Here is an 11,776-nt window from a genome sequence, read left to right as displayed (position 1 = left end):
TTTTATATATCTTCTTCTTTTTCAGAAAGCTGAAAAGAAAAAGAGCGGGGATGCGTAATTTCCCTCATACTTATACTATGAAAGTTAATTTCTATTTTTTCTGAATAAGAATACTCCTGATCGATAGAATACACTTTTACATCTGCAGCTTTGGCAAGCAATTTTCCCGTATTTTTTTCCCAATGCGCCGTAACCGTACAATCGGCATTTAACTTTTCCGCAGTAAGAAATAAAGGCGTATTTTTTTTAATTTTCAAAAGTCTGTTAAGGTTCTCCGTAAAATTATCTTCCCAGAGCTCCGGAATTCCGGTATACCGGGAAAAAACTTCATTTTCTTTGATTTCCGTTTGAACGGCTCCCTGAAAATACAGGGTTCCGGCCTTCAGTATATTCCAACGGCAGGATTTCTCTTTTTGCTCTTCAGATATACCTAAAAAATACAATCGCCAGAACGCTTCTTCCTGAATTTTCTGCTTCAGTTTTTCTTCTGTTTCCATCATTTCCCGGTACTGGTTCCGCAAATTTTCAGCAAAGTCTCCCTCATATTTATTTTTTAAAAATTCCTCCGACTTTTTCCACCAGTCATTTTTCCATAAGCCAAAAGCGGGTATTCTTTCATAATTTTCATAGGGGCTGACTTCTATCACCAACGGATATAGGGCTTGCTCCAGATCACACACTAAACGAATATGATGATCGTTAGGCAACTGCGAATTTATCCGGTAATTTTCTTTGGTAAAAATTCTTTGAATGCTGCCTTCCTTCGAAAGGCAGCCAATACCCATATCAAAAGTAATTCGGCTCTGCTTGTTTTGTGAGCGTTCCTTTACCTCCAACGTATGGTTTACTTTATATATCCGTGTATTTTTCCAGTCCTTTACTTGCATCGCTTATTTACATATTAGGTCACTTCAACAAAACGTATTCAATCCCGTAGATCAAAAAAATGATCACAATCAGGATTCGACAGGGATATAAGCATCTATATATAAAATTTCATCAGGAATATAGTTTTTAGTTTCATCTCTGTCCAACAATAGAATTTGCAGTTTTCGTTGAGCACACAAAGTATCAATTTGATTAGTAATCTTTTTCCAGGCACTATTGGATGTATGCACTGCAAAAGCATTACTTTTCGGATCTAAGCTTGACGGATCTAAACTTTCAGATGCTTTTCTTGCCAATTCGGGAGTAAGTAAAATATTTTCTTTTTGTATAAAACCAAAACAACCATAGGATCCTCCCAAACGTTTCCCTAATATATCCACCGTATAATACCCTCCTATATGCACCATGACATCTGTTGCAAATCCAGGGTCTGCCCTGGTTCCGCTAATTTTTCTTCCGTCAAGGGTTTGCATTGTTTCTAATGGTTGGGCAGCAATCTTTCTGTTTCCGGAACAAGTCAGAATATAGGCTTTGGCATGAGCTCCAAAAATGGTAAATTTTGGATAATTGGCAACTTCAATAGTATCATATAAATTTTCAGTGTAACTGGAGGGGACAAAAGCTCTGTTTAAAAGTTTATATTTACCCTCTACGGGTATATTATACTCTTTAAATTCTGTAGCTCCTAAATAATACCAGGCATCCCGGGTTACATCAAATTCTCCGGCTGTTTCCTGAGATAAAATATTACCGTCTTTAGTTATTTTTACCTTTTTTATATTCGTTTTATAGGTAGGAACAATCACTGCTGTATCATAATAGGAAATACCAAAATCGCCATTGGTTTTCACTACGGCTTTTTCAAACCCTTTCAAATCCTGAAGGGTATATCCCGTAATTTCCTTGGTAATTTCTAACTGGATAACTTCAGTAATCTTATCTTCCTCCTTTTCCGGAACATAATCATTCCTATATTCTACTCCTCCTTGCTTTCCGTTAATTACTACCTGGGTGGGTGAATTAAAAGTGAGGTCACTCTGAGTAGCTGTTAATCTAAGGGAATAACTTGCCTTTTTTACACTTTCTCCCCCAATAGTTCGTATGATTTTGCCTTCAAACATGACTTTTTTAATGTAAACTGGTTTGTTGCGCGCTATTGGACTTCACCATGGAACCACTTTCCAAACGTACCAAATCTGTATCGGCTGAATAAGTTCCTTTTTCTGAGGTTTCAACTATTTCTTTGGCCTTACTTTCCCTGTAGGATCCGGCACTTTCAAAAATATTGGTAGCCGCCAGGTTATAATCTTCCCCTGCCATCACAGATATATTTTCTCCGGCACTCAGGCTAATATTCTGGGAAGCGGAAACCACTACATTCCTGGCATCCATAAATAGGGTTTCGGGTGCATGAACCTTTATATTCCCTTCCCCATCTAAAAACAGGGTATTTCCACTAGGATCTTCGATCAATATAGAGCCCTGTCCCTCAGCATCGTTAAAAATGATCTTGGTTCCGCTTCTCGTTTGTATCACTTTAACATCATTCCCCTGCGTGTAGTACGCTGCAATCTCTCCTCCGTTATAGGCGGTTCCTAATACAATAGGACATTCCGCATTACCCCCCTGAAACGCACATAACACCGTTTCCCCTATCTCCGGATTGAAGTAGGTTCCTTTGCCTGTTCCTGCATGGGGCTGTATTACCTGTATCCAGGGAGTTTGCTCGTTGTCGGTCTGCTGCCAGACAAACTGTACCCGTACCCTCCCCATCTTTAACGGATCCTGATTATCGGTTACAGTGGCATGTTGCAGATCTGCTTTAGGGAAAAGAGTATCTTCAAATAGTAGAGGAACCGTCAAATCCCTCGGAACTCCTATCAGGCTGTTACTGTACCCTTCTCCATCGGCAAAACGATGGGTGATTTCTATTATTTTATAGGATTCTATCGGAACTTTCCCGGATTTGAAGGTCTCATGCCCCGGCATCCAGGCCATCATTTTGACTATATCTCCTACCTGTAAACCCGGATGATTGGTCGTGGCTTCCATAAAAACCAGATTCTGCCTTTTCTTTCCTTCCCTTTCCATCGTTTTTTGCATATCCAGCTGATTTTGAGGCAGAAGATTCTGAGTAAAATGCCCCGTGGGCTCTACATTGAATATCTGTTCGGAGGCATTCTGGGCAAATTGCTGGAAAGGATTCTCCGAGGGTTGTATTCTCTGATTTTGGGAAGCGGTTGTATAAGAGGTTCCCTGTTGGGGGTCGTAGGCGGTATAGCTGAATTTCTGAGGCTGAACTTCCATCTTCAGTTCAAAATCATAGATGTCTTCCCCTTCTACCAATTCCACAATTTTACCTCCCCAGGCTGAAAAGATAAATTGCTCGCCGGAATAATAAAAATACTCCCCATACCTCGCAGCCAGAGATTGCAGAAACTGATAATCACTCTGGTTATACTGCGTAGTATACGCCAGCTTTTCTTTATAGTTAGGATTCACATCAAACTGTATCAGGTTCCGCGGATAATTCCGGCTTACCTGTTTTATAATTTCTTCCAGGGTCTTTTGTTCAAAACTGCGACAGTGCCGTCCGTTCTCCATGAGCATAGAGGGAGATTTCCCCCTAAGAATGACCTGCTTGATGCCGTCCTTTTTGCTTGTGGACAACTGGGTGATAATACCGGTAAATACTGAAGCCGTAGATCCGGACTGACGGAATTGCAGAGTAATGCGACTCCCCAAATGCTCACGGGAATGCTGTAATAAATAGGCGGAACCTTCTCCGAATTCATCCGGATCGGCGGTTAATTGAAATTGATGTTCTCCATAAATGCTCTGTGTAAGTTCCAGCTGAACATGAGTCTGCTCAAAATAGTCTTTTCCGTTAATCTGTACTTTCACTGACACCAGCTGAGAGTCTCCATACTGGCTGTCTTTACTGCCTCCGTAGCGGGCGTAATATTTTTTTTCTTCTTCTTCCGGTAAAAGGCGAAACGGAAGACCGGCAAAATCTTCGGGATCATAAGTTTCCATGAAATCAGTTTATTAAAATTTATAAAAAAATTAAATTATTTAAATAACAAAATTAAAACTTATTTTAAGATAATAATAAAAATAATATTAAATTTTTATTAGAAATTATAACAATGTTATACAAATTAAACAAAATAACAGGAAATTTATCCCTATAAAAATTATTTTCTTTTTCTTTAGTTATTAAGAATCAGGCATTTATTTTTTCAAAATTTATACTGAGTTATTATAAATTCGCATAGGGATATAAAAATAAAAAAAGGCTAGCGGGTACGTTTGACTCCGGCCTGGCAGACTCCATACAAAAAACCATCTGGATTGCAGATGGTTTTTTATATTTCAGATTGTAGCCCCAGCGAGGATCGAACTCACATCTAAAGTTTAGGAAACTTTTGTTCTATCCATTGAACTATGAGGCTTTTTTGAATTTGATTTTGCAAAAGTATAAAAATTATCGGAAATATGCATAGTATAAATTTCATCCATAATTGTATAAGGAATTTTCAAAACCTAACTTTTACCTTTGTTTTAATTAAAAACGGAATAACTTTTGACCGTTAGTAGTTAATTAACTCTAATACAACCCCATGAATAACACACATATACATACTAAGAATACCGTTTATATTCCTTTGGAAAATGTAGACAGCGAACATTGTGCCTTAGTGGTAGAAAAAGGATTGGAAAAACTTCCGGAAATTACGGAGCATCAGGTAGAACTGAATAACCGTCGGGCTAAAATAACGTCTGATAATCTGGCGGAGGCTATCCCCAAAGCTGTAAAAGAAATACGCGACCTGGGATACGAAGTGTCCACCGTGAAAAAAAATTTCCCGGTAATGAAGCTGAGCTGCGCATCCTGTGCCAACAGTTCGCAGAATATTCTTAAACAACTGCCCGGAATTATATCAGCTTCGGTAAACTACGCCAATGAAACCGCTTCTGTCGAATATATTCCCGGCCTTATAAGTCCCGAACAGTTAAAACAATCATTACAGGGAGCTGGCTATGATCTGCTCATTGATGAAAGTGAAGAAGCCCAGGATACCCTGGAAGATATACACAAAAATAATTTTAAAAAGTTAAAAGCCAAAACCCTGGGAGCCGTTGTGTTTTCCATTCCTTTAGTAGTATTGGGAATGACTCCCGGACTGATGCATGCCTGGTGGGCAAACTACGCCATGTGGCTGTTAGCAACTCCGGTCGTGTTTTTTTACGGAAGGCAGTTTTTTATAGGAGCCTACAAGCAGACCAAACACCGTTCTGCCAACATGGACACTCTGGTAGCCGTAAGTACAGGTATTGCGTATATATTCAGCGTTTTTAATACCTTATTTCCTTCATTCTGGACCAGCCGGGGATTAGAATCTCATGTGTATTTTGAAGCCTCAGCTGTCGTGATCACTTTTGTTCTATTAGGTAAAATTCTGGAAGAAAAAGCCAAAGGCAACACTTCTTCCGCCTTAAAAAAGCTGATGGGTTTACAACCAAAAACCGTTACGGTTGTTCATGAAGGCGGGCATCAGATGGAAATGCCGGTAGCTACGGTAAAACCGGGAATGATCTTATTGGTGAAACCCGGCGAAAAAATAGCCGTTGACGGAATCCTTACTTCCGGCTCTTCCTTTGTAGACGAAAGCATGATTAGCGGAGAACCAATAGCTGTAGAAAAGACCAGAGACTCACAGGTATTTGCAGGCACAATAAATCAAAAGGGAAGTTTTCAGTTTCGGGCTGAGAAAACAGGAGGTGATACTCTTTTATCTCAAATTATTAAAACCATACAGGAAGCACAGGGTAGTAAAGCTCCGGTTCAGAAATTAGTTGACAAAATAGCCGGTATATTCGTTCCGGTAGTTTTTTCAGTGGCTTTACTCTCCTTGCTTTTGTGGATCCTTTGGGGGGGCAGCCACGGTTTTATCTACGGACTACAGTGTTTCGTTACCGTATTGGTAATTGCCTGTCCTTGTGCGCTGGGATTGGCTACGCCTACAGCGGTTATGGTAGGTGTAGGTAAAGGAGCGGAAAAAGGAATACTTATTAAAGATGCCGAAAGTCTGGAAACCACTAAAAATGTAACTTCTATGATCCTGGATAAAACAGGTACCATTACCGAAGGCAAACCCACAGTGAATGACTGTTTCTGGCTGGCTGATGACGATACGCAAATGAAAAGCATCCTGTACAGCATTGAAAAATCTTCCGAACATCCGCTGGCTGATGCTGTGGTAAACTATTTATCTGCGGAAGCTGTTACTTTTATCAATGATTTGAAAATTGAAAATGTATCCGGTAAAGGGATATCTGGAAGTTATCAAAATAAAAACTATTGGGTAGGAAATCCCTCACTAATCAACGAGCAAAAAATTCCAATACCTGAATCAGTAGTTACCTGGATTGATGAAAAAGAAAAACAGGCAAATACCGTCATCATTTTTGCCAGCCAGGAGAAAGTTTTAGGATGCCTTGCCCTATCAGATCAGATCAAAAAAACTTCAACACAGGCTATCCGTTTATTGCAGCAACAAAATATTGAGGTTTATATGCTAACCGGAGATAATGCTTCAACTGCAAAAGCTATTGCAGCGCAGACAGGAATCAAAAATTACGAATCAGCTGTATCTCCGCAGGGGAAAATAGATTTTGTGAAAAAATTACAAACTCAGGGAAAAGTGGTAGCTATGGTAGGAGACGGAATAAATGATAGTGCAGCTTTAGCACAGGCAAATGTAAGCATTGCAATGGGAAAAGGTTCGGATATAGCTATGGATACCGCTAAAATGACCATTATTTCCGGTGACTTAATAAAAGTTTCCGAGGCAATAAAATTATCGAAACAAACTGTTACTACAATTAAACAAAATCTTTTCTGGGCTTTTATATACAATGTGATAGGGATACCTATTGCTGCCGGAATTCTATATCCTGTAAACGGGTTTCTTCTGAGCCCTATGATTGCTGGTGCTGCCATGGCCCTCAGCAGTGTAAGTGTTGTGACAAACAGCTTGCTTCTGAAGCTTAAAAAGTAGCCTTATACGCTACCCTTTTTCTATCCTTTATTTATGGATTTAAAGGCAAATTTGTACTTTTTCGATTAATAATAAACTCAAATTTCTTAATAAATATTAAGAAATTTGAGTTTTTTTATTTACATATTTATTATCGCCTATACTTACATCAGATTTATGAATAGCTAGTTATAACTATTTACAATTAAATTATATTTATACATATTGATTGGTAATTATAACAAATATCAATTATTTATATAATTATTCAATAAATATATATTGTATATTTGTTCAATAAAAATTAATACTCCAGTATTCTTTAAAACGAGTATTACTATTTAATTTTTTATTAACATGAAAAAACTTTTATTTACTTTAGGGGCTTGTTCCCTATGTACAGCTATGTACACTCAGGTGGGCATAGGAACAGATCAGCCTACAGCCATGCTGGATGTTGTAGGACAGATACGAATGCGCGATGCCGACCAAATTACTACATCTTCTACTAAAACTTCTAAAAGTGTAAAACAAATCATAACTATTGACGGAGACGGATACGTTAAACGGGGAGAGGTTACGGAATTTGTTAAAATGCCCCGCATATTTGTCAGAGGTTGCAGCAAATCAAAAAGTACTGTATTGGGATTAAATTTATTAAGCGGATGGAGAACCATTAATTTTGATAATGTAGCTTCTCCGGGATTTAATATTGGAAATGGTTTCGATATATCCACCTATCAATTTACGGCTCCTGAAGATGGCATTTATAATTTATATGCACAATTTACCATGGACAGCAGCTTTCTGGGACTTTCTGCTAATGCTAATACGGGCATAGGAATATTTATTACTCCTGTAGGAACAAAATCCCCCACTCTGATTGCAGAAGAAACTTTTACCAGCCTGAACATATCCGTGTTAGGAATTAGCCTGGGAAACATTTCTTCGCCGATACGCAAAGTATCGAGTGTTGTAAGTTTAAACGCCGGAGACAAAGTAGCTTTTGGCGCCAAAACCGTTTTAAGTGTAAGTGCTTTGAGTTCGGTTTCACCAACTTCGGATACTTTTTTCACAATTTCTCAAATAAAGTAATTTTTTCATTAAGTTTACTAGGAAAGGTAAGTTAGTTTTAACTTACCTTTTTTATAATAATTATCTATAAATTTAATCTTACTTCAGTCTGTTTCCTGACATTTCGGATCCATCCTGAGGCTTTAAAAATTTAAATGTAAAAGCAGACAGCAGGGTAATTATTCCAAGAGTCAAAAATGAGGCCTTAAAAGCTCCGGATACAGAATCGAACACGGGTATAGCTGTATAGGTTCTTAAGATCATGGCACTTAAAGAAATACCAAAACTAATGGATAATTGCTGCATGACAGACAGCATAGTATTTCCTCCGCTGGCACCTTCCGGAGTTAAATCGGCAAGAGCTATGCTATTCATGGAGGCCATTTGTACTGAATTAAAAGCTCCGTAAACTACTAAAATAGGAATAAGCCAAAGCAATGAGGTTTCCCGATTGGGAAGGGCAAAACAAGAGATAGCTAATCCTAAAAACACAGTATTATACATTAATAACTTTCTATAACCAAAATATTTAACCAGAGGAACCACCCAGGATTTTGCTATAATAGTAGTTATGGCTGAAAAAATCAACATCATCCCGGAAACCGTTGGACTTTTTCCAAAACCTACCTGCAGCATTAGCGGGAGCATAAATGGTACCCCTCCTATTCCCAGTCGGGTAACCAGATTCCCTATTAAACCTATTCTTAAGGTTCGTATTTTAAGCAGATTTAAATTGACCAGCGGATCTGAGGTTCTTTTTGAATAATATACATAAATTCTGAGAAGAATAATGCCTAATATAAACAATAAAAAGATGCTTATTCCACCTGCCAGTCCGTCACCGGCAAATTCAAGGCTCAGTGAAAGCAATACCAGACCTATACTGAAAAGAAAAAGGCCTTTAAAATCAAAGGGTCCTTTAAGTCTTTTGTAATTAGGAACAATTTTCCATGCCAGCACTATACCCAAAATTCCAATCGGTAAGTTGATTAAAAATATCCAATGCCAGGAAGCTACTTCTACCAGCCATCCTCCCAAAGTAGGGCCAATAACAGGTCCTACCAGTCCCGGCATAGTTACAAAATTTATTATTTTCAATAATTGGTTTTTGGGATACACATAAATAAGTACCAATCTTGATACGGGAACCATCATAGAGCCCCCTATCGCTTGAACAATTCTCATGGCTATAAGCATTGAGAGTGAAGTGGATAATGCACAGGCTAAAGAACCTATCGTAAATATAGCTACTGCCAGTATAAATATATTGCGTGAACCAAACTTATCGGAAAGCCAGCCACTTAGAGGTATCAATAAAGCCAGAGTTAAGGTATAGGCTATAATAATGGATTGCATCTCCAACGGAGACTTGTTTAAATTATGTGCAATGGATGGAAGTGCCGTATTAAGAATAGTACCATCCAGCGATTGCATAAAGATAGCCATAGCTCCAATCCAGGGAAGCCATTTTGAAATTTTTACCTCAGACATAATTAACTTTTTAAACTCTGTTGCAATTCAACACAGCCGTAATAATTTGTAATAATAAAAAAGAAAAGATTCATCAAAAAATATTCCGTTGTGTATTATTGGCAAAAATTTTAACTACCTGATAAACCTTTTAGAGATTTGCTCTGCCTTCTTTGTTTCAGTATAATCATAAAAACCTTCTCCGCTTTTACATCCCAGGTTTCCGGAAGTAACCATATTGATAAGCAAGGGACAAGGTGCGTACTTTGGATTTCTGAATCCTTCATACATGATGGTAAGTATGGACAAGCAAACATCAAGACCTATAAAATCAGCCAGTTGCAAGGGTCCCATAGGATGCGCCATTCCCAGTTTCATTACCGTATCAATTTCTTTAATACCGGCAACACCTTCATATAAAGAGTAAATGGCTTCATTGATCATGGGCATTAAAATACGGTTAGCAACAAATCCGGGGTAATCACTTACTTCTACCGGAATTTTTTCTAACTTACTGCATAGCTGTTTTACAGTTTCTATTGCTGATAAGCCGGTATTATAACCTTTAATGATTTCGACCAGCTTCATAAGAGGAACCGGATTCATAAAATGCATGCCCACTACATCGGACGGACGGCGGGTTACTGAGGCTATTTTTGATATGGATATTGAAGACGTATTGGAAGCTAATATAACTCCGGGTCCGGCTAGCTGATCAAGTTGTCTGAAAATATTAAGTTTTACCTCCATATTTTCCGTAGCAGCTTCAATAATAAATTCTGCATCTGGAACTACATATTCCATTGATTCATGAAAGGTTATATGATTAAGTGTTTTTAACTTATCTTCAGGAGTAAGATTTCCTTTGTAAATCATCCGATCCAGATTACTCTCTATTTTTTTTTGGGCTTCTTCAAGCATTTTATGAGAAATATCCACTAAAGAAACTTTGAATCCGTACTGGGCAAAAGTATGAGCAATACCATTCCCCATAGTTCCACCACCTAAAACAACTACCTTTTGTATCATTTATATGATTTTTGGAATAATTAATTTAAATATACGAATTCTTCTCTCGCAGATTTATCAAAAACAAACTTTTTTAAGTAGAAGGTTACTTTTTATATAATAACTGTTTTCGTAATGACTGAATATATTTTACTGATTGAAGAACATATGCGTTTTCTGGTTCCACTGCCCTCCAAAATGACAGATATCCTAGTATTTTTTCTAAATACCAGTCTTCTGCATCTTTGGAATTTATATGCAACAAATGTTTTGCTATACCGCGTGTTTTTATGTAATATATAACTTTTCTAATCTCTCTCTTTTTACTCTTGGGTATCGTTAATTTTCCGGAGCTAATGGAAATTCCGGTAATAATTTTACGTTTAGCACCGGTTATAAACCGGGTTTTCTTTTTGTTAAGAATGAATTTTTCTTCCTGAACTGTTTTTGAAATTTCAGCCAGCAATTCATTTTTTGATAAAATGTTTCCTGAAAATGAAAGATCGTCTGCATAACGGGTATATATAAGTTGCCTGTTTCCGGCTATTTCACTTAATTTAGAATCCAGTCGCAATAAAGCCAGATTGCTCAATGCGGGACTGGTCGGACTGCCTTGCGGCAATTTTCCGTTTAAACAGCATAGATAGGCTAACTGATAAGCTAAAGTGTATTCGTATCCTAAATTTCTGAAGATAGCTACTACTCGGCTCTGATGTATAGAGGGGAAAAAATTTCGTATATCAACTTTTAATAAATCTTTGGCATGTAGATGCTCTTTCGCATTGTGTACGATAGAAGTATTTATGCAAAAGCCTTTGGCTGCAGAATGCACACGCGCATGGATCAGTATTTTTTCATAAATTTTTTTTTGTATACGGTACAACGGAGTAAAAGGAGCGGAAATTAACCTGGACTTTCCATTTCTTTTCGGTATTCTGAAAGTTCGGTAATACTCTTCAGGATGTAATAGTATCGGAGCTAATTGAGTTTTGTTATCAATTTCCAATAGTTCACACAAATGTCCCAAATCTTTTGTTAGTAAATACTCTACCGAAGGTCTAAGACTTTTACTATTAATTTTATTATTTTGTACTTGGGTATCTGCATGCACGTCCGGAACATCCTCTTTATGAAAAGAGGTACTGAATAAAGACTTTAGTAGTTTCCATACCATACTCAAGAACTTTTTTAAGAAAAAGAGTGAGAATATTTACTTAAGTATATGTTTATCAATACTTAACTAAGTATAAAGATACTTTGTATCTTTTTTACTTGCTACTAAATATCCTCAG

8 protein-coding genes and 1 tRNA gene are annotated in these 11,776 nt (G+C 37.6%); 2 read left to right on the top strand and 7 right to left on the bottom strand.

What is annotated here, in order from left to right; all coding sequences use genetic code 11:
- Positions 1-2: 2 nt before the first annotated feature.
- From EOV51_RS09860 to EOV51_RS09845, 4 genes are all read right to left on the bottom strand, one after another.
- Positions 3-887 (bottom strand): hypothetical protein, encoded by an 885-nt coding sequence (locus EOV51_RS09860; RefSeq protein WP_128152319.1) that lies wholly within the window; start codon positions 885-887, stop codon positions 3-5.
- A 69-nt stretch (positions 888-956) separates the two neighbouring features.
- On the bottom strand, positions 957-2,009 hold the full coding sequence (locus tag EOV51_RS09855; protein ID WP_128152317.1) for a hypothetical protein: 1,053 nt from the start codon (positions 2,007-2,009) through the stop codon (positions 957-959).
- Between the two features lie 7 nt (positions 2,010-2,016).
- Positions 2,017-3,924 carry a type VI secretion system Vgr family protein gene (locus tag EOV51_RS09850; RefSeq protein WP_128152315.1) on the bottom strand — a complete coding sequence of 636 codons (1,908 nt, stop codon included), beginning with the start codon at positions 3,922-3,924 and terminating at the stop codon, positions 2,017-2,019.
- Between the two features lie 347 nt (positions 3,925-4,271).
- Positions 4,272-4,343: transfer RNA gene (locus EOV51_RS09845), tRNA-Arg, on the bottom strand.
- A 168-nt stretch (positions 4,344-4,511) separates the two neighbouring features.
- Here EOV51_RS09845 and EOV51_RS09840 point away from each other — a divergent pair.
- On the top strand, positions 4,512-6,953 hold the full coding sequence (locus EOV51_RS09840; RefSeq protein WP_128152313.1) for a heavy metal translocating P-type ATPase: 2,442 nt from the start codon (positions 4,512-4,514) through the stop codon (positions 6,951-6,953).
- 336 nt (positions 6,954-7,289) lie between these two features.
- A complete protein-coding gene (locus EOV51_RS09835) occupies positions 7,290-8,027 on the top strand; it encodes a hypothetical protein (RefSeq protein WP_128152311.1) in 738 nt (245 codons plus the stop codon).
- Between the two features lie 78 nt (positions 8,028-8,105).
- Here EOV51_RS09835 and EOV51_RS09830 read toward each other — a convergent pair whose 3' ends face one another.
- From EOV51_RS09830 to EOV51_RS09820, 3 genes are all read right to left on the bottom strand, one after another.
- Entirely contained in the window at positions 8,106-9,497 is a 1,392-nt protein-coding gene (locus EOV51_RS09830; protein WP_128152309.1) for a DHA2 family efflux MFS transporter permease subunit, read from the bottom strand.
- Between the two features lie 114 nt (positions 9,498-9,611).
- On the bottom strand, positions 9,612-10,502 hold the full coding sequence (locus EOV51_RS09825; RefSeq protein ID WP_181951026.1) for a 3-hydroxyacyl-CoA dehydrogenase family protein: 891 nt from the start codon (positions 10,500-10,502) through the stop codon (positions 9,612-9,614).
- A gap of 88 nt (positions 10,503-10,590) precedes the next feature.
- Positions 10,591-11,658: a reverse transcriptase domain-containing protein gene (locus tag EOV51_RS09820; protein ID WP_128152305.1), complete on the bottom strand. Its 1,068-nt coding sequence runs from the start codon at positions 11,656-11,658 to the stop codon at positions 10,591-10,593.
- Positions 11,659-11,776 lie beyond the last annotated feature (118 nt).

The sequence above is a fragment of the Apibacter raozihei genome, assembly GCF_004014855.1.
Classification (GTDB): Bacteria; Bacteroidota; Bacteroidia; order Flavobacteriales; family Weeksellaceae; genus Apibacter; species Apibacter raozihei.
The sequence above is the reverse complement of the archived record's forward strand: the minus strand, read 5'-3'. Positions and strand labels throughout refer to the sequence as shown.

Coding starts and splice junctions, on each gene's coding strand:
- EOV51_RS09830 (WP_128152309.1), bottom strand. CDS start 9,497: ATGTCTGAGGTAAAAATTTCAAAATGGCTTCCCTGGATTGGAGCTATG.
- EOV51_RS09855 (WP_128152317.1), bottom strand. CDS start 2,009: ATGTTTGAAGGCAAAATCATACGAACTATTGGGGGAGAAAGTGTAAAA.
- EOV51_RS09835 (WP_128152311.1), top strand. CDS start 7,290: ATGAAAAAACTTTTATTTACTTTAGGGGCTTGTTCCCTATGTACAGCT.
- EOV51_RS09820 (WP_128152305.1), bottom strand. CDS start 11,658: ATGGTATGGAAACTACTAAAGTCTTTATTCAGTACCTCTTTTCATAAA.
- EOV51_RS09850 (WP_128152315.1), bottom strand. CDS start 3,924: ATGGAAACTTATGATCCCGAAGATTTTGCCGGTCTTCCGTTTCGCCTT.
- EOV51_RS09840 (WP_128152313.1), top strand. CDS start 4,512: ATGAATAACACACATATACATACTAAGAATACCGTTTATATTCCTTTG.
- EOV51_RS09860 (WP_128152319.1), bottom strand. CDS start 887: ATGCAAGTAAAGGACTGGAAAAATACACGGATATATAAAGTAAACCAT.